The organism is Pseudomonas sp. FW300-N2F2 (assembly GCF_017351655.1).
Classification (GTDB): Bacteria; Pseudomonadota; Gammaproteobacteria; order Pseudomonadales; family Pseudomonadaceae; genus Aquipseudomonas; species Aquipseudomonas fluorescens_AA.
On sequence record NZ_JACNDQ010000002.1, the window covers coordinates 778,638 to 795,553 of the forward strand.

Below are 16,916 nucleotides of genomic sequence, written 5' to 3' on the forward strand. Positions count from 1 at the left end.
GGGCGGCAGATGCGGGTCTCGCCGGTCAGCGAGCCCCCGCCTGGAAGGTTAACCGTCAAACGGCAGGGATGTCATCGAGATACTTCTCCGCGTCGAGTGCGGCCATGCAGCCGGCACCGGCGGAGGTAATCGCCTGGCGATAGACATGGTCGGCCACGTCGCCTGCGGCGAATACGCCTTCGATATCGGTCGCGGTGGCGTTGCCTTCGCTGCCGCCGCGCACGAGCAGGTAGCCGTCGCGCATCGTCAACTGGTCCTGGAACAGATCGGTGTTGGGTTTGTGACCGATGGCAATGAACACCCCGGCGAGGGACAAGGTACTGGTTTCGCCGGTCTCGCTGTGCCGCAGGCGTGCGCCGGTCACGCCGCTGGCGTCGCCCAGGACTTCATCCAGGTTCTGGTTCCAGTGCAGCTTGATATTGCCGCTGGTGGCCTTTTCGAAGAGTTTGTCCTGGAGGATTTTCTCGGCGCGCAGCTTGTCGCGGCGGTGGATCAGGTGCACTTCCCTGGCGATGTTCGACAGGTACAGGGCTTCCTCGACCGCGGTATTGCCGCCGCCGACTACCGCTACCACCTGGTTGCGATAGAAAAAGCCATCGCACGTCGCACACGCGGAAACCCCTTTGCCGGCGAAGCTTTCTTCCGAGGGCAGCCCCAGGTACTGGGCCGAGGCGCCGGTGGCAATGATCAGCGCATCACAGGTGTAGATGCCGCTGTCGCCGATCAATTCGAACGGGCGCTGCTGCAACTTGGCGGTGTGGATATGGTCGTAGACGATCTGCGTGTCGAAACGCTCGGCGTGCCGTTGCATGCGCTCCATCAGTACCGGGCCGGTCAGGCCTTCGACATCGCCGGGCCAGTTATCGACTTCCACGGTGGTGGTGAGCTGGCCACCGGCCTGCAGGCCAGTAATGACAACGGGTTTGAGGTTGGCGCGGGCGGCATAGACAGCCGCGCTGTACCCCGCAGGGCCGGAACCCAGAATGATCAGGCGTGAATGCTTCACTTCGCTCATAAAAACACCTCATAAGCCTTTGTCACAAAAGAGAATGCATGGTCCAATTGGTGCAGACAAACCCGTACAATGCCTGGGTTTTGAACGCGGGATGGGCTAAAGATCAAGATTTTCGGCCACGCCTGCGGTTTTCTGGATGCACCTCACAGTGGTAAAAGTAGTACCGGTTGTGCACATTCACTTTTTTACCTGCTCGTCATGGGCAGTTTTTTATAGTCATTCAACAGATGGACGCGCCGTTGGCGCAGGAAAAGAAGCGTTTTGAAGAAATCCACCGCAGCACCCAAACCAGTCGTTCCGCTCTGGCGCCAGCAACTGCACTACCGGCTCAAGGAAGGTGCATTGATCGCCATCGGTGCCCTGTGCCTGTTCCTGATGATGGCCTTGCTGACCTACGGCAAGGACGATCCGGGCTGGAGCCATAACAGCAAGATCGACGACGTGCAGAATTTCGGCGGTCCGGCCGGTTCCTACAGCGCCGACATCCTGTTCATGGTGCTGGGCTATTTCGCCTACATTTTCCCGTTGCTGCTGGCGATCAAGGCCTACCAGATCTTCCGCCAGCGCCACGAGCCGTGGCAGTGGAGCGGCTGGCTGTTCTCCTGGCGCCTGATCGGCCTGGTGTTCCTGGTGTTGTCGGGGGCCGCGCTGGCCCATATCCATTTCCATACGCCCACCGGTTTGCCGGCCGGAGCGGGTGGCGCACTGGGGGAAAGCCTCGGTGACCTGGCCAGGAACGCCCTGAACATCCAGGGCAGTACGTTGTTGTTCATCGCCTTGTTCCTGTTTGGCCTGACGGTATTCACCGACCTGTCCTGGTTCAAGGTCATGGACGTCACCGGCAAGATCACCCTCGACCTGATCGAACTGATCCAGGGCGCTGTCAACCGCTGGTGGGCGGCGCGTACCGAGCGCAAGCAACTGGTGGCGCAATTGCGTGAAGTCGACGACCGCGTCCACGACGTGGTGGCCCCGACGACGCCGGACAAGCGCGAGCAGGCCAAGGTCAAGGAGCGCCTGATCGAGCGTGAGCAGGCCTTGAGCAAGCACATGTCCGAGCGCGAAAAACAGGTGCCGCCGGTCATCACCATGGCCCCGGCCAAGCCGCCGGAGCAGAGCAAGCGCGTGCAGAAAGAGAAACAGGCGCCGCTGTTCGTCGACAGTGCGGTGGAGGGCACCTTGCCGCCAATCTCGATCCTGGACCCGGCCGAGAAGAAACAGCTCAATTATTCCCCCGAATCCCTGGCGGCCGTCGGCCACTTGCTGGAGATCAAGCTCAAGGAGTTCGGGGTCGAGGTGTCGGTGGATTCGATCCACCCGGGTCCGGTGATTACCCGTTACGAAATCCAGCCGGCCGCCGGCGTGAAGGTCAGTCGCATCGCCAACCTGGCGAAGGACCTGGCGCGTTCCCTGGCCGTGACCAGCGTGCGGGTGGTGGAAGTGATTCCCGGCAAGACCACCGTGGGCATCGAGATTCCCAACGAAGACCGGCAGATCGTGCGCTTCTCCGAAGTGCTGTCGACGCCTGAGTATGACAATCACAAGTCGCCGGTCACCCTGGCCCTGGGCCACGACATCGGCGGCAAGCCGGTCATCACCGACCTGGCGAAGATGCCCCACCTGCTGGTGGCCGGTACCACCGGTTCCGGTAAGTCGGTGGGCGTGAACGCGATGATCCTGTCGATTCTGTTCAAGTCCGGCCCGGAAGACGCCAAGCTGATCATGATCGACCCGAAAATGCTCGAATTGTCGATCTACGAAGGCATTCCGCACCTGCTGTGCCCGGTGGTCACCGACATGAAGGACGCCGCCAACGCCCTGCGCTGGAGCGTCGCCGAGATGGAGCGCCGCTACAAGCTGATGGCGAAGATGGGCGTGCGCAACCTGTCGGGCTTCAACGCCAAGGTCAAGGAGGCCGAAGAGGCCGGTACGCCATTGAGCGACCCGTTGTATCACCGCGAGAGCATCCACGACGAAGCGCCGCTGCTGCACAAGCTGCCGACCATCGTGGTGGTGGTGGACGAATTCGCCGACATGATGATGATCGTCGGCAAGAAGGTCGAAGAGCTGATCGCCCGTATCGCCCAGAAGGCCCGTGCGGCCGGTATCCACTTGATCCTCGCCACACAACGGCCGTCGGTGGACGTGATCACCGGCCTGATCAAGGCCAACATCCCGACCCGCATGGCGTTCCAGGTATCGAGCAAGATCGACTCGCGGACCATCATCGACCAGGGTGGCGCCGAGCAGTTGCTGGGGCATGGTGACATGCTCTACATGCCGCCGGGCACCAGCCTGCCGATTCGTGTGCACGGTGCGTTCGTTTCCGATGACGAAGTGCACCGCGTGGTGGAAGCCTGGAAGTTGCGTGGCGCCCCTGAATACAACGACGACATCCTCAACGGTGTCGAAGAGGCCGGCAGCGGTTTCGAAGGCAGCAGTGGCGGCGGTGACGACGACGCTGAAACCGATGCGCTCTATGACGAAGCGGTGCAGTTCGTCCTGGAGAGCCGCCGGGCCTCGATTTCCGCCGTCCAGCGCAAGCTGAAGATTGGCTACAACCGCGCCGCCCGCATGATCGAAGCCATGGAAATGGCCGGGGTGGTGACGGCCATGAACACCAACGGCTCGCGCGAAGTACTGGCGCCGGGCCCGATGCGCGACTAATGACCCGGGCGGCCTGCCGAAGCGCCGCTCGAACCCCCACGACTTCATGAGGACTCCCATGCGCCTGATTCGCATGTTGCTGTTGCCCGTACTGGCCTTGTCTACCTTGTCGGCCCACGCCGGCGAAAAGGACGTGGCTCGCCTGACTCAATTGCTGGGCGGCTCCCAGACCCTGACTGCACGTTTCTCCCAGTTGACCCTCGATGGCAGTGGCACCCAATTGCAGGAAACCGCCGGCGACATGGCCCTGCAGCGCCCGGGCCTGTTCTACTGGCACACGGATGCACCAGCCGAACAATTGATGGTCTCCGACGGCAAGAAAGTCTCCCTGTGGGACCCGGACCTGGAACAGGTGACCATCAAGACCCTCGACCAGCGCCTGACCCAGACACCGGCGTTGCTGCTCTCCGGCGACATCTCCGAGATCAGCCAGAGCTTCGACATCAGCGCCAAGGAAGCGGGCGGCGTGATTGACTTCACCCTCAAGCCCAAGACCAAGGACAGCCTGTTCGACAGCCTGCGCCTGTCGTTCCGCAACGGCCTGCTCAACGACATGCAGTTGATCGACAGTGTCGGCCAGCGCACCAATATCCTGTTCACCGGGGTCAAGGCCAACGAGCCGATCGCCGCGTCCAAGTTCAAGTTCGACATCCCCAAGGGTGCCGATGTGATCCAGGAATAAGGGGGCATCTCAGAACCTAATGTGGGAGCGAGCTTGCTCGCGAAATCGGTGGGTCAGTCACATCTATTTCGACTGATCCGACGCCATCGCGAGCAAGCTCGCTCCCACAGGGTGCTGTAGTGTTCAATAGAGTCGGCAACAGGACCCAGCGGAGGTTTTGTAGTAATCATGGACCTGTTTCGAAGCGCCCCGATTGCCCAGCCATTGGCCGCCCGCCTGCGCGCGACCAACCTGGATGAGTACGTCGGCCAGGAGCATGTGCTCGCTCGCGGCAAGCCTCTGCGCGAGGCCTTGGAGCAGGGTGTTCTGCACTCGATGATCTTCTGGGGCCCGCCGGGCGTGGGCAAGACCACCCTGGCGCGGCTGCTGGCGGAAGTCTCGGACGCTCACTTCGAAACGGTGTCGGCGGTGCTGGCCGGGGTCAAGGAAATCCGCCAGGCGGTGGAAGTGGCCAAGCAGCAGGCTGGACAGTACGGCAAGCGCACGATCCTGTTCGTCGACGAAGTGCACCGGTTCAACAAGTCCCAGCAGGACGCATTCCTGCCCTACGTCGAAGACGGCACGCTGATCTTCATCGGTGCCACCACCGAAAACCCTTCGTTCGAACTCAACAACGCTTTGCTCTCGCGGGCGCGGGTCTATGTGCTCAAGAGCCTCGACGAGACGGCGATGCGCAAGCTGGTGCATCGGGCGCTGACCGAGGAGCGCGGCCTGGGCAAGCGGCATTTGAGCCTCAGCGATGAAGGCTTCCAGATCCTGTTTTCCGCCGCCGATGGCGATGGCCGGCGCTTGCTCAACCTGCTGGAAAACGCCTCGGACCTGGCCGAAGACGACAGCGAGATTGGCGTCGAGCTGCTGCAAAGTCTGCTGGGCGATACCCGGCGCCGCTTCGACAAGGGCGGCGAGGCGTTCTACGACCAGATTTCGGCGCTGCACAAATCCATTCGCGGTTCCAACCCCGACGCGGCCTTGTACTGGTTTGCGCGCATGATCGACGGCGGTTGCGATCCGCTGTACCTGGCGCGGCGCGTCGTGCGCATGGCCAGCGAAGACATCGGCAATGCCGACCCCCGGGCCCTGAGCCTGTGCCTGGCGGCGTGGGATGTGCAGGAGCGCCTCGGCAGCCCGGAAGGTGAGCTCGCCGTGGCCCAGGCCATCACGTACCTGGCCTGTGCGCCGAAGAGCAACGCCGTGTACATGGGCTTCAAGGCGGCGATGCGCAGTGCCACCGAACACGGCTCCCTTGAAGTGCCACTGCACCTGCGCAACGCGCCGACCAAGCTCATGAAGCAACTGGGCTATGGCGAAGAATACCGTTATGCCCATGACGAGCCGGACGCCTACGCCGCCGGCGAAGATTATTTTCCCGATGAACTCGAACCCCAGCGCTTCTACCAGCCAGTACCGCGGGGCCTTGAACTGAAGATCGGCGAGAAGCTCAACCACCTGGCACAACTGGATCGCCTGAGTCCACGGCAGCGGAGAAAACCTTGATCCCCCTGATACTTGCCGTTTCCGCTGGCGGTGTCGCCGGCACGCTGCTGCGTTTCGCCACGGGCAACTGGATCAACGCAAATTGGCCCCGGCACTTCTATACCGCGACGCTGGCCGTTAATATCGTGGGCTGTCTGCTGATCGGCGTTCTATACGGTCTGTTTTTGATTCGCCCGGAAGTGCCCATCGAGGTGCGGGCCGGGCTGATGGTTGGCTTTCTCGGCGGCCTGACGACTTTTTCATCCTTTTCACTGGATACGGTGCGCCTGCTGGAAAGCGGGCAGGTGCCGCTGGCCCTGGGCTATGCAGCCATCAGTGTATTCGGCGGGCTGCTCGCCACTTGGGCTGGCCTGTCCTTGACCAAACTTTGATAACGAGAGACCGACATGCTCGATTCCAAACTGTTACGTAGCAACCTCCAGGACGTAGCGGACCGCCTGGCTTCCCGTGGCTTTGCCCTGGACGTCGCGCGCATCGAAGCGCTGGAAGAACAGCGCAAGACCGTCCAGACCCGCACCGAAGCCCTGCAGGCTGAACGTAACGCGCGCTCCAAGTCCATCGGCCAGGCCAAGCAGCGTGGCGAAGACATCGCGCCGCTGATGGCCGATGTCGAGCGCATGGCGGGCGAATTGAGCGCGGGCAAGGTCGAGCTGGACGCGATCCAGACCGAGTTGGATTCGATCCTGCTGGGCATCCCGAACCTGCCTCACGAATCGGTGCCGGTCGGGGAAGACGAAGACGGCAACGTCGAAGTGCGCCGCTGGGGCACGCCGACAGCCTTCGATTTCCCGGTGCAGGACCACGTGGCCCTGGGCGAGAAATTCGGCTGGCTCGACTTCGAAACCGCCGCCAAGCTGTCGGGCGCCCGTTTCGCCCTGCTGCGCGGGCCGATCGCGCGCCTGCATCGGGCCCTGGCGCAGTTCATGATCAACCTGCACGTCACCGAACACGGCTACGAAGAAGCCTACACCCCGTACCTGGTCCAGGCCCCGGCGCTGCAAGGCACCGGTCAGTTGCCGAAGTTCGAGGAAGACCTGTTCAAGATCAGCCGCGACGGCGAGGCCGACCTGTACCTGATCCCGACCGCCGAAGTGTCGCTGACCAACATCGTGGCCGGCGAAATCGTCGACGCCAAGCAGTTGCCGATCAAGTTCGTTGCCCACACGCCGTGCTTCCGCAGTGAAGCCGGGGCGTCGGGCCGTGATACCCGCGGCATGATCCGCCAGCACCAGTTCGACAAGGTCGAGATGGTCCAGATTGTCGAGCCGTCGAAATCCATGGAAGCGCTGGAAAGCCTGACCGCCAACGCCGAGAAGGTCCTGCAACTGCTTGAACTGCCGTATCGCACCCTGGCGCTGTGCACCGGCGACATGGGCTTCAGCGCGGTCAAGACCTACGACCTGGAAGTCTGGATTCCGAGCCAGGACAAGTACCGCGAGATCTCGTCGTGCTCCAACTGTGGCGACTTCCAGGCCCGCCGCATGCAGGCGCGTTTCCGCAACCCGGAAACCGGCAAGCCGGAACTGGTCCACACCCTCAATGGCTCCGGCCTGGCGGTGGGGCGCACCCTGGTGGCGGTGCTGGAGAACTACCAGCAGGCCGACGGTTCGATCCGTGTGCCCGAGGTGTTGAAACCCTACATGGGCGGCATCGAGGTCATCGGCTAAATGGACTATTTGCCACTGTTCCACAACCTGCGCGGCAGCCGCGTGCTGGTGGTCGGCGGCGGGGAGATTGCCTTGCGCAAGTCCCGCCTGCTGGCCGATGCCGGCGCGTTGCTGCGGGTGGTCGCACCCGACATCGAACCGCAGTTGCGGGAACTGGTCAGTGGCAGCGGCGGCGAGTGTGTCCAGCGCGGTTACCTTGAGTCGGATCTGGACGGTTGCGGGCTGATCATTGCTGCCACCGACGACGAACCGCTCAATGCCCAGGTCTCGGCCGACGCCCATAAGCGTTGCGTGCCGGTCAACGTGGTGGACGCGCCGGCCTTGTGCAGCGTGATCTTCCCGGCGATCGTCGACCGCTCGCCCTTGGTGATCGCAGTGTCCAGTGGCGGCGACGCGCCGGTGCTGGCGCGGCTGATCCGGGCCAAGCTGGAAACCTGGATTCCCTCGACCTATGGGCAGTTGGCCGGGCTGGCGGCGCGTTTTCGCAATCAGGTCAAGCAACTGTTTCCCGATGTCCAGCAGCGCCGGGCGTTCTGGGAAGAGGTGTTCCAAGGCCCTATCGCCGACCGCCAACTGGCCGGGCAGGGCGGCGAAGCCGAGCGCTTGCTGCGGGAAAAGATCGACGGCCAGGCGCCGAGCGCGCCGGGCGAGGTTTATCTGGTGGGGGCCGGGCCGGGAGATCCGGACCTGCTGACCTTCCGCGCCTTGCGCTTGATGCAGCAGGCGGACGTGGTGCTGTACGACCGCCTGGTGGCGCCGGCGATTCTGGAATTGTGCCGACGCGACGCCGAGCGCATCTACGTTGGCAAGCGCCGCGCCGACCACGCCGTACCCCAGGACCAGATCAACCAGCAATTGGTCGACCTGGCTCGCCAGGGCAAGCGCGTGGTGCGGTTGAAGGGCGGCGATCCGTTCATCTTCGGCCGTGGCGGCGAGGAGATCGAAGAGCTGGCGGCCCATGGCATCCCGTTCCAGGTCGTCCCGGGCATCACCGCCGCCAGTGGTTGCGCGGCCTACGCCGGGATCCCGCTGACCCATCGCGACTACGCCCAATCGGTGCGTTTCATCACCGGCCATCTCAAGGACGGCACCAGCGACTTGCCGTGGGCCGACCTGGTCTCGCCGGCGCAGACGCTGGTGTTCTACATGGGTTTGGTCGGCCTGCCGATGATCTGCAACGAGCTGATCAAGCACGGTCGCGCGGCGGATACGCCAGCGGCGTTGATCCAGCAGGGCACCACGTCGAACCAACGGGTCTTTACCGGCACTTTGGCGGACTTGCCACGGCTGGTGGCCGAGCATGAGGTGCATGCGCCGACGCTGGTGATCGTTGGGGAAGTGGTGCAGTTACGCGAGAAACTGGCCTGGTTTGAAGGGGCTCAGGGGCAGGTCTAGAGACCGCGTTGCCCCGATCGCGAGCAAGCTCGCTCCCACAGGGACCTTTGGCGCACTGAAGATCCAGTGTGGGAGCGAGCTTGCTCGCGATGCGGGCGGCCCACTCAACATGACCTCTGCTGACCCACCGCTATCGCGAGCAAGCTCGGCCCCCACAGGGGCCTTTGGCGCACTGCTGATCCAATGTGGGAGCTGAGCTTGCTCGCGATGAGGCCCTCAGCTACAACGGATTTTCCGGATCAATCCTCAGTCTGCCGCCAGATCCCTTTCCCACTCAACCTTTCCCGATCATGGGCAACCGTGAAATCCTGCTTCGGCCCCTGGGGCACGATCCCGTTAGGGTTGATGGTCTTGTGGCTGCCGTAGTAATGGCCCTGGATATGGGTGAAGTCCACGGTTTCGGCAATGCCCGGCCACTGGTACAGCTCCCGCAGCCAATTCGACAGGTTCGGATAATCGGCGATGCGCCGCAGATTGCATTTGAAGTGACCGAAATACACCGCGTCGAAACGGATGATCGTGGTGAACAGGCGGATATCCGCTTCGGTCAGGTATTCGCCAGCCAAGTAGCGTTTGTTCGCAAGCAAGGCCTCCAGCCGGTCCAGTTCGGCGAATAAACCGTCGAACGCTTCTTCGTAGGCCGCTTGGGTGGTGGCGAACCCGGCGCGATACACACCGTTGTTGACCGCTGGGTAGATCCGCTCGTTCAAGGCATCGATATCGCGGCGCAGGTGCTCGGGATACAGGTCCAGGTCGTTGCCCGTCAAACCATCGAAGGCACTGTTGAACATGCGGATGATTTCCGCCGATTCGTTGTTGACGATGCGCTGCTGGCGTTTGTCCCACAGCACCGGCACGGTGACGCGGCCGGTGTAGTCCGGCGTGTCGGCGGTGTAGCGCTGATGCAGGAATTGCAGATGATCGAGTTTGTCGCCCGTGGAGCCGTGGGCCTTGTCGAAGGTCCAGCCGTTTTCCAGCATCAGGTAGCTGACCACCGAGACATCGATCAGCGCCTCCAGGCCCTTGAGCTTGCGCACGATCAGCGTGCGGTGGGCCCAGGGGCAGGCCAGGGAGACATACAGATGGTAGCGCCCGGCCTCGGCGGCAAACCCGCTCTCGCCCGAGGGGCCGGCGTTGCCGTCGGCGGTCACCCAATGACGGCGCTGCGCCTGTTCGCGCTGGAAGGTGCCGTCCTTGCTCTCATACCACTGGTCCTGCCAGCGGCCCTCGACCAACAAACCCATCTGGATATCCTCGCTCAATAATCATTGGAGACGAGTCTATTCCCATAGGTTCGAACTAAAAGCGCAAAGGTTGGGCGTTAATGATCGGTTAAATCGAACGATCCCGCGCGTCCCAATACTGCCGGGCTTTATCGAACGCTTCTTCGCGAGCCAGGCCCAGGCCGCGCAAGGCCAGTGCCATGGTGGCGATCAGCGCCAGTTGCGGGTAGCTGTCCTCGACGTCACCACGCCAGATCGCCTTCAAATGCTCGGGGTCGAGGCTCTCCGGTTTGACATGGCGCTGCTCGGCCAGGCGCGGCCATTCTTCGTCCCAACTGGTGCCGCCGGTGGTGCCGTACAGGTGGCTGTCGGCGTCCGGGTTGATCTCGATTTCGCCGCCGTCGCCCTTGATCACGATGGCGGTGTCACCGAGCAGGCCGCTGGCATCGCGATGCACGGCCTGGTAGCCCGGATGGAAGATGCTTTGCAGGCCGCAGCGGGCGGCCAGTGGGTTGAGAATCCGGGCCAGGGAATGGATCGGCGAGCGCAGGCCCAAGGTGTTGCGCAGGTCGATCATCCGCTGCATTTGCGGCGCCCAGTCCACCAGCGGCATGAAGGCCAGGCCGCCGTTGTCCAGCGCGCTGCCGACCTGTTGCCAATCCCGGCACAGCGGGATCTGCAGCAAGCCCAGCAATTGTTCGGTATAGAGGCGACCCGCCGTGTGAGCGCCGCCGCCGTGCATGAAAATTCGCACGCCGTTCTGGCCCAGGCACTTGGCCGCCAGCAGGTACCACGGCAAATGGCGCTTCTTGCCGGCGTAGGTCGGCCAGTCGAGGTCCACTGTCAACGCCGGGACCACCAGGCGTTCACGCAGGGCTTCGGTGAATCCGGCCATTTCCTCGGCGCTTTCTTCCTTGTGCCGCAGCAGCATCAGGAAGGCGCCCAGTTGGGTGTCCTCGACCTTTTCATCGAGCACCATGCCCATGGCCTCACGGGCTTCTTCGCGGGTCAGGTTGCGGGCGCCGCGCTTGCCTTTGCCAAGGATGCGCACGAACTGGGCGAACGGGTGTTCGGCCGGGGTCTCAAGGGTCAGTGCTGGAAAGTCGGTCATAAGCAATTCGTCGGTTTGGGCAGGCCCGCCAGCTTGGCGGCGAGTTTGGCGGGAGTGCCTTTGAACAATCGGTTCAGGTGCAGGCTGTTGCCTTTGTCCGCCCCCAGTTTCAGCGCCGTGTACTTGATCAGCGGCCGGGTCGCGGGGGAGAGCTGGAATTCGTCGTAGAAACCGCGAAGCAGTTCAAGGATTTCCCAGTGTTCGGGACTCAACTCGATGTCCTCGGCGCTGGCCAGGGCGGTGGCGACTTCGGCCGACCAGTCGTCCAGGTCGGCCAAGTAGCCGTCCTTGTCCAGCGCGATGGCGCGGTCGCCCACGTTCAGCGTGTTCATAGCCAGGTGTTGACCTTGTCGTGCTCGATCGATAGCTCGACGAAACCTGAGTAGTTGATGGCTTCGGCCCAGTCTGGTGTGTCCAAGGCGCGGGCCTGGAGGTCTTCGGCGAGCACGAACAGGTTCACGCCGGCGGCCTGCAGCCGTTCGAACGGTGGGCTGCCCGGTTGCAACGCGTACGTCGCGTCGCCGCACAGCAGCAGCGCATCCTGATTGCCCAGCACCCGCAGGCAACTGGCGAGGCGGTTATCGCCGAAGGGCGAATGAGACAACACATGCAAAGTCGACATCAGAGGGTGATCACCTGGTCGTAACGGTCGATGAGCGCGGCGATGTCCGGCGCGCTCAGTACTTTCACCTCGCCCAACGCCAGGGCGGTGCTGGTAACGCCGCGTTCGGCGGCGCTGTCGGCGCAGAGGAACAGGTCTTCGACGCCGAACATCGGCAACGCCTGCAGGTTGGCGCTCAGGTCCTTTTGCTGGACCGCCTTGGCGTTTTGGCCGGCGGTGAGCTGGAACACGCCGTCATCGAGAAACAGCAGGCCGATGGGCAGGTCGAACGCACCGCCGGCCAGGACGATGTCCAGGGCTTCACGGGCGCCGGGGCCGGACCAGGGGGCCTGGCGGCTGATCAGCAATAAAGACTTGGCCATTACGCGCCTCCAAAACAGATCAAGCGGTCGGCGTCCTGGATCGCATCGTGCAGCTGGCCCAACCCGGACAAGGCCCAGGGCGCTTCGACACTGGCCGCCGCACGCTGGTAGCGCTGGGCTTCTTCCTCGTTCAACACGCCACGACGCAACGCCGCCGCGATGCAGACCACGCCGTCTAGCCGGTTGTCGCTGACGAATGCGCGCCACTGTCGGGGCAGGTCCTGTTCGTCCTGGGGCGTGACGACACTGGCGCAGGCGTTATAGACGCCGTCCTGATAGAAAAACAGCCGCACGATCTCATGCCCACCTGCCAGCGCCGCCTGGGCAAACAGCAAGGCTCGGCGCGAGGAGGGCGCATGGGCGGCGGAAAACAGCGCAATGGCGAACTTCATGACAGACCCGATCAGCAAAACTGCGGCCATGATAAAGCTTTATGGGCGGTGGGGCGATTGCCAGGAAAGGGCGAGGCCTCTGGATAAGGTTCACCTTGTGGCGAGGGAGCTTGCTCCCGTTGGGGCGCGCAGCGGCCCCAAGAACTTGCCAAGGGAATGTGAGGCGAACCATGGTGAACGAATGGGGCTGCTTCGCAGCCCAGCGGGAGCAAGCTCCCTCGCCACAGGGGTCAGGGCTTGGCCTTCAGGCCATGCAACTGGCAATACTCCGCCCACTCCATCCCCGCCATCTCCGCCACTTCCTTATGCACCTCCAGGCGCTGGGCCTGGTAGTCCTCGGGCGAGGCGGCGGTCAGTTGCAAAGTCAGTTCCCAGGCAAACAGGCCCAGGCGCTCGGCCTCGGCTTCGAACGCTTCGTGCAAGCGCTCGGCACGGTACTGTTCGGCGGTCTCGCCCTTGGCCTGGGCCAGCAGCGGGTTGAGGTGGTCCAGTTCGTGGCGCAGTTCGGGGCGCTCATCGAGAAATTTTTCCAGGGCTCGTTCGTGTTGCTGTTCGGTTGCCGCCATGGTCACTCCTTGGGGGATGCAGACTGCTTCTTGCTGGCCTTGGCCGCAGCCGCCAGGCATTCAAGGGCGAATTGTTCGGTGTAGGTCATCTGGATCGGCGTGGTTTCGCCCTTGACGGTGCGTTCGCCGTCGAGGATGTAGCGAATCCGCTTGTCGGTGACGCCGATTCGCTTGGCGATCCACGAAGGTGTCTGGCCGATCTGGCTGATCAGTTTGTCGGCATATTCCGGGGTGGGCTTGTAGAACTCGGCGTTGGGGGTCATGGGTGTTCCGCGTGGCTGGTGGCGATGGCGCGACAGATTGCGTGAATCGGTGCTCGCTGTCGCGGGTAAATTTCAGTAAAGCAGCACGATGGCTCGGGCCGCAGTGCTACAGTCCGTTTTTTTTCGATGAGTGAACGCAATGCGAATGTTGACGGTGGCCCTGGCCGCCACTTTGCTGGTCGGCTGCGCGGGTTCGGCGATGAACGAGGCTCGGACCCAGGCCCCTTACAAGACCCTGACCTCGGACAAGCCGGAACAGGTCGTGGCCCAGTGCGTGCAGTTTTCCTGGCAGGACGAAGCGGTATTCGGTGTCGATGCCGGCGCCTACCTGCAACCGGGCAAGAAAGGTGGCTCTACGGTCTACACCCGCTCCGCCGAATCGTTCGTCGATCTGCACGCCGGTGCGACGGGCACCGAGTTGAGTTATTACGCCAAGCATGACGACTTCGTGGCCAAGCGCCGGTTGGCGGCGTTGGCGACTTGCTTGTAAGCAGCTCGCACTCACGCTCCCACAGGGGCTGCGTTTCAAACAGTGTCCAGGCGCTTCTGGAAGAAGAAGCGCTGGTGGCCCGGCGGGTAGTCGTCGATCAGGCCGCACTCGGTGAAGCCGTGTCTGCGGTAGAACGCCGGGGCCTGGAAGTCGAAGGTGTCCAACCAGATGCCCACGCAGTTTTTCTCTCGGGCCAGTGCTTCGGCCATCTGCATCAGGGTCGAGCCGGTGCCCTGGCCCCGGGCCTGTTCCGGCACCACCAGCAGCTCGATATACAGCCAGCGAAAAAACACTCGGCCGTAGAGCCCGCCGACAATTTCGCCCTGTTCGTCCCGCACCAGCCAGGCCACCAGTTCAGGTGCACTTCCACCGGTCTTGGCGGTGTTGAAGGCGCGTAGCGGGGCGAGGATGGCTTGGCGTTCTTCGTCGGTGGGCGTGTCCGTGCGTTCGATTCGTAGCGTCATCGGCGATGTCCCTATTCAGTCAAGATCAAGCGCAGGAGCCTATCCCAAAGGCTGCCGTGACGTCATCCGGTCGGCGGGGAAACAGGCGCATTACGTAAACCAAGCCATACTGCCTAATGCTTTGAAGCGATCCCGATCCCAAAAAACAAGAAGAGACCGACTCATGAAGTTCGAATCCTTGGCCCGGACCCTCATCGCGACGTCACTGACCCTCGGTTGTTTATCGGCGTACGCCGCTTCCCAGGCACCGGTGGCGGCCGAGAACGGCATGGTGGTCACTGCCCAGCACCTGGCGACCCATGTCGGCGTCGATGTGCTCAAGAACGGCGGCAATGCCGTGGATGCGGCGGTGGCGGTGGGCTATGCCCTGGCGGTGGTGTATCCGGCGGCGGGCAACCTGGGCGGGGGTGGTTTCATGACCCTGCAATTGGCCGACGGTCGCAAGACGTTCCTGGATTTCCGCGAAAAGGCCCCCCTGGCCGCCACCGCCAACATGTATCTGGACAAGGACGGCAACGTCGTGCCCGAACTCAGCACCCGCGGCCACCTGGCGGTAGGCGTGCCCGGCACCGTGTCCGGCATGGAGCTGGCGTTGAGCAAGTACGGCAGCAAACCGCGGGCGGAATTGATCGCCCCGGCCATCAAGTTCGCCGAGGAAGGCTTCGCCCTGGAGCAGGGTGATGTCGATCTGCTGGAAACCGCTACCGATGTGTTCAAGAAGGACATGCGCGACTCCGGTGCGATCTTCCTGCACAACGGCGAGCCCATGCAGGTCGGCCAGAAGCTGGTGCAAAAAGATCTCGCCAAGACCCTGCGGGAAATCTCCGCCAAGGGCGCCGACGGTTTCTACAAGGGCTGGGTCGCCGATGCCCTGGTCACCTCCAGCCAGGCCAACAAAGGCATCATCACCCAGGCCGACCTGGACAAGTACAAGACCCGCGAGCTCGCCCCGGTGGAGTGCGACTACCGTGGCTACCACATCATCTCGGCGCCGCCGCCCAGTTCCGGCGGGGTGGTGCTGTGCCAGATCATGAATATCCTCGACGGCTATCCGATGAAGGCGTTGGGGTTCCATTCGGCCCAGGGCATGCACTATCAGATCGAAGCCATGCGCCACGCCTACGTGGACCGCAACAGCTACCTGGGTGACCCGGATTTCGTGAAGAACCCCATCGACCATTTGCTGGACAAGAACTACGCCGCCAAGCTGCGGGCCGCGATCGAGCCGCAAAAGGCCGGCGACTCGCAGAAAATCAAGCCCGGGGTGGCGCCCCATGAGGGCAGCAACACCACCCATTACTCCATCGTCGACAAGTGGGGCAACGCCGTTTCGGTCACCTACACCTTGAACGACTGGTTCGGCGCGGGCGTCATGGCGAGCAAGACCGGGGTGATCCTCAACGATGAGATGGACGACTTCACCGCCAAGGTCGGCGTGCCCAACATGTATGGCCTGGTGCAGGGCGAGGCCAACGCCATCGCGCCGGGTAAGGCACCGCTGTCATCCATGAGCCCGACCATCGTCACCAAGGACGGCAAGACGGTCATGGTGGTGGGGACCCCGGGCGGCAGCCGGATCATCACCGCGACGTTGTTGACCATCCTCAACGTGATCGACTACGGCATGAACCTCCAGGAAGCGGTCGATGCGCCGCGTTTCCACCAGCAATGGATGCCGGAGGAAACCAACCTGGAGACGTTCGCGGCCAGCCCCGATACCCAGAAACTGCTGGAGAGCTGGGGGCACAAGTTTGCCGGCCCGCAGGACCCCAACCACATCGCCGCGATCCTGGTCGGCGCGCCCTCATTGGGCGGCAAGCCAGTGGGCAAGAACCGCTTCTATGGCGCCAACGACCCCCGTCGCAACACCGGGTTGTCGCTGGGTTATTGATGAGTTGCACGGCTGCGACACGGTTTGAAGAGGGAAGGTCATGAACAGCGCATTGCTGATTATCGATGTCCAGAACGCGCTGTGCAGTGGCGAAGAGGAATGCTTCGACAGCCAGCGCATCATCCGGACCATCAGTGACCTCGGTGCCAGGGCCAGGGCTGCCGGCCGGACGGTGATCCTGATCCAGCATGAAGAGCTGGATGGGGCGCTCACCCATGGCGCCGCCGGCTGGCAACTGGCTGCCGGCCTGTCGACCGCGGCGGATGACCTGCGGGTGCGCAAGACCACGGCCGATGCTTTCTACCAGACCGACCTGCAACCGTTGTTGCAGGCCCGAGGCATCGACCGCCTGGTGATCTGCGGGCTGCAAACCGACTATTGCATCAATGCCACCGTGCGTCAGGCCCATGCCCTGGGGTACGACGTGGTCCTGGCGGCCGATGCCCACTCCACCGTGGACAACGGCAGCATGGCGGCCGAGCAGATCATCGCCAACCACAACAACCGGCTGGGGCGACTGAGCAGTGCGGTGTCGCGGATTGATGTAATGCCGGCTGCTGAAATTCGCCTGTAGCCGATACTCAGTGTTGGAGCAGGAGACCTATGGCTCAG

General features: G+C 63.0%; 19 protein-coding genes. 9 read left to right on the forward strand and 10 right to left on the reverse strand.

The genetic code is table 11. The features are described 5' to 3' along the window. Positions 1 to 55: 55 nt before the first annotated feature. Positions 56 to 1,015, reverse strand: a complete 960-nt coding sequence (trxB, locus tag J4E63_RS18170) for a thioredoxin-disulfide reductase (protein WP_207282857.1) — start codon at positions 1,013 to 1,015, stop codon at positions 56 to 58. A 261-nt stretch (positions 1,016 to 1,276) separates the two neighbouring features. Between trxB and J4E63_RS18175 the strand changes: the two genes are divergently transcribed. The 6 genes from J4E63_RS18175 (at position 1,277) to cysG (ending at position 8,920) form a co-directional block, all read left to right on the forward strand. Continuing rightward, positions 1,277 to 3,682, forward strand: coding sequence for a DNA translocase FtsK (locus J4E63_RS18175; protein WP_092167146.1), 2,406 nt, complete (start codon positions 1,277 to 1,279; stop codon positions 3,680 to 3,682). A gap of 58 nt (positions 3,683 to 3,740) precedes the next feature. Further along, positions 3,741 to 4,364 carry an outer membrane lipoprotein chaperone LolA gene (gene lolA, locus J4E63_RS18180; protein ID WP_207282858.1) on the forward strand — a complete coding sequence of 208 codons (624 nt, stop codon included), beginning with the start codon at positions 3,741 to 3,743 and terminating at the stop codon, positions 4,362 to 4,364. Between the two features lie 168 nt (positions 4,365 to 4,532). Continuing rightward, complete coding sequence (locus tag J4E63_RS18185) at positions 4,533 to 5,858, forward strand: replication-associated recombination protein A (protein WP_207282859.1); 1,326 nt, start codon at positions 4,533 to 4,535, stop codon at positions 5,856 to 5,858. Continuing rightward, positions 5,855 to 6,229 (forward strand): fluoride efflux transporter CrcB, encoded by a 375-nt coding sequence (crcB, locus tag J4E63_RS18190; protein WP_018608522.1) that lies wholly within the window; start codon positions 5,855 to 5,857, stop codon positions 6,227 to 6,229. The genes J4E63_RS18185 and crcB overlap by 4 nt, the downstream gene beginning before the upstream one ends. Before the next feature lie 15 nt (positions 6,230 to 6,244). Then, entirely contained in the window at positions 6,245 to 7,525 is a 1,281-nt protein-coding gene (gene serS / locus J4E63_RS18195) for a serine--tRNA ligase (RefSeq protein ID WP_207282860.1), read from the forward strand. Continuing rightward, entirely contained in the window at positions 7,526 to 8,920 is a 1,395-nt protein-coding gene (gene cysG, locus J4E63_RS18200) for a siroheme synthase CysG (protein ID WP_207282861.1), read from the forward strand. 239 nt (positions 8,921 to 9,159) lie between these two features. Here cysG and J4E63_RS18205 read toward each other — a convergent pair whose 3' ends face one another. The 8 genes from J4E63_RS18205 to J4E63_RS18240 form a co-directional block, all read right to left on the reverse strand. Next, entirely contained in the window at positions 9,160 to 10,164 is a 1,005-nt protein-coding gene (locus J4E63_RS18205) for a glutathione S-transferase family protein (RefSeq protein WP_207282862.1), read from the reverse strand. Between the two features lie 88 nt (positions 10,165 to 10,252). Continuing rightward, positions 10,253 to 11,254 carry a glycosyl transferase family protein gene (locus J4E63_RS18210; RefSeq protein WP_207282863.1) on the reverse strand — a complete coding sequence of 334 codons (1,002 nt, stop codon included), beginning with the start codon at positions 11,252 to 11,254 and terminating at the stop codon, positions 10,253 to 10,255. Continuing rightward, a complete protein-coding gene (locus J4E63_RS18215) occupies positions 11,251 to 11,586 on the reverse strand; it encodes a TusE/DsrC/DsvC family sulfur relay protein (RefSeq protein WP_060741569.1) in 336 nt (111 codons plus the stop codon). The genes J4E63_RS18210 and J4E63_RS18215 overlap by 4 nt, the downstream gene beginning before the upstream one ends. Continuing rightward, a complete protein-coding gene (tusB, locus tag J4E63_RS18220) occupies positions 11,583 to 11,876 on the reverse strand; it encodes a sulfurtransferase complex subunit TusB (RefSeq protein WP_103311329.1) in 294 nt (97 codons plus the stop codon). Before tusB ends, J4E63_RS18215 begins: the two co-directional genes overlap by 4 nt. Then, entirely contained in the window at positions 11,876 to 12,238 is a 363-nt protein-coding gene (tusC, locus tag J4E63_RS18225) for a sulfurtransferase complex subunit TusC (RefSeq protein WP_207282864.1), read from the reverse strand. Before tusC ends, tusB begins: the two co-directional genes overlap by 1 nt. Then, positions 12,238 to 12,630: a sulfurtransferase complex subunit TusD gene (gene tusD / locus J4E63_RS18230; protein ID WP_207282865.1), complete on the reverse strand. Its 393-nt coding sequence runs from the start codon at positions 12,628 to 12,630 to the stop codon at positions 12,238 to 12,240. Before tusD ends, tusC begins: the two co-directional genes overlap by 1 nt. Before the next feature lie 230 nt (positions 12,631 to 12,860). Beyond that, a complete protein-coding gene (locus J4E63_RS18235) occupies positions 12,861 to 13,196 on the reverse strand; it encodes a DUF6388 family protein (RefSeq protein ID WP_207282866.1) in 336 nt (111 codons plus the stop codon). Between the two features lie 2 nt (positions 13,197 to 13,198). Continuing rightward, positions 13,199 to 13,459, reverse strand: coding sequence for a hypothetical protein (locus J4E63_RS18240; protein WP_072406776.1), 261 nt, complete (start codon positions 13,457 to 13,459; stop codon positions 13,199 to 13,201). A 139-nt stretch (positions 13,460 to 13,598) separates the two neighbouring features. Here J4E63_RS18240 and J4E63_RS18245 point away from each other — a divergent pair, with 139 nt between their 5' ends. After that, the gene (locus J4E63_RS18245; protein WP_060741574.1) at positions 13,599 to 13,949 is read left to right on the forward strand and encodes a hypothetical protein; all 351 of its coding nucleotides are present in this window, start codon (positions 13,599 to 13,601) and stop codon (positions 13,947 to 13,949) included. A 35-nt stretch (positions 13,950 to 13,984) separates the two neighbouring features. Here the strand turns inward: J4E63_RS18245 and J4E63_RS18250 are convergent, their stop codons facing one another. Further along, positions 13,985 to 14,413 carry a GNAT family N-acetyltransferase gene (locus J4E63_RS18250; RefSeq protein WP_207282867.1) on the reverse strand — a complete coding sequence of 143 codons (429 nt, stop codon included), beginning with the start codon at positions 14,411 to 14,413 and terminating at the stop codon, positions 13,985 to 13,987. 163 nt (positions 14,414 to 14,576) lie between these two features. Here J4E63_RS18250 and ggt point away from each other — a divergent pair, with 163 nt between their 5' ends. Both ggt and J4E63_RS18260 read left to right on the forward strand, forming a co-directional pair. Next, positions 14,577 to 16,304, forward strand: a complete 1,728-nt coding sequence (gene ggt, locus J4E63_RS18255; protein WP_207282868.1) for a gamma-glutamyltransferase — start codon at positions 14,577 to 14,579, stop codon at positions 16,302 to 16,304. 40 nt (positions 16,305 to 16,344) lie between these two features. Continuing rightward, positions 16,345 to 16,878 (forward strand): cysteine hydrolase family protein, encoded by a 534-nt coding sequence (locus J4E63_RS18260; RefSeq protein WP_207282869.1) that lies wholly within the window; start codon positions 16,345 to 16,347, stop codon positions 16,876 to 16,878. The last annotated feature ends 38 nt before the right edge of the window (positions 16,879 to 16,916 follow it).

Bases quoted from the DNA above. Each gene is read 5' to 3' on its own strand.
- trxB (WP_207282857.1), bottom strand. From the start codon at position 1,015: ATGAGCGAAGTGAAGCATTCACGCCTGATCATTCTGGGTTCCGGCCCT.
- lolA (WP_207282858.1), top strand. From the start codon at position 3,741: ATGCGCCTGATTCGCATGTTGCTGTTGCCCGTACTGGCCTTGTCTACC.
- J4E63_RS18185 (WP_207282859.1), top strand. From the start codon at position 4,533: ATGGACCTGTTTCGAAGCGCCCCGATTGCCCAGCCATTGGCCGCCCGC.
- serS (WP_207282860.1), top strand. From the start codon at position 6,245: ATGCTCGATTCCAAACTGTTACGTAGCAACCTCCAGGACGTAGCGGAC.
- cysG (WP_207282861.1), top strand. From the start codon at position 7,526: ATGGACTATTTGCCACTGTTCCACAACCTGCGCGGCAGCCGCGTGCTG.
- J4E63_RS18205 (WP_207282862.1), bottom strand. From the start codon at position 10,164: ATGGGTTTGTTGGTCGAGGGCCGCTGGCAGGACCAGTGGTATGAGAGC.
- J4E63_RS18210 (WP_207282863.1), bottom strand. From the start codon at position 11,254: ATGACCGACTTTCCAGCACTGACCCTTGAGACCCCGGCCGAACACCCG.
- J4E63_RS18215 (WP_060741569.1), bottom strand. From the start codon at position 11,586: ATGAACACGCTGAACGTGGGCGACCGCGCCATCGCGCTGGACAAGGAC.
- tusB (WP_103311329.1), bottom strand. From the start codon at position 11,876: ATGTCGACTTTGCATGTGTTGTCTCATTCGCCCTTCGGCGATAACCGC.
- tusC (WP_207282864.1), bottom strand. From the start codon at position 12,238: ATGGCCAAGTCTTTATTGCTGATCAGCCGCCAGGCCCCCTGGTCCGGC.
- tusD (WP_207282865.1), bottom strand. From the start codon at position 12,630: ATGAAGTTCGCCATTGCGCTGTTTTCCGCCGCCCATGCGCCCTCCTCG.
- J4E63_RS18235 (WP_207282866.1), bottom strand. From the start codon at position 13,196: ATGGCGGCAACCGAACAGCAACACGAACGAGCCCTGGAAAAATTTCTC.
- J4E63_RS18240 (WP_072406776.1), bottom strand. From the start codon at position 13,459: ATGACCCCCAACGCCGAGTTCTACAAGCCCACCCCGGAATATGCCGAC.
- J4E63_RS18245 (WP_060741574.1), top strand. From the start codon at position 13,599: ATGCGAATGTTGACGGTGGCCCTGGCCGCCACTTTGCTGGTCGGCTGC.
- J4E63_RS18250 (WP_207282867.1), bottom strand. From the start codon at position 14,413: ATGACGCTACGAATCGAACGCACGGACACGCCCACCGACGAAGAACGC.
- ggt (WP_207282868.1), top strand. From the start codon at position 14,577: ATGAAGTTCGAATCCTTGGCCCGGACCCTCATCGCGACGTCACTGACC.
- J4E63_RS18260 (WP_207282869.1), top strand. From the start codon at position 16,345: ATGAACAGCGCATTGCTGATTATCGATGTCCAGAACGCGCTGTGCAGT.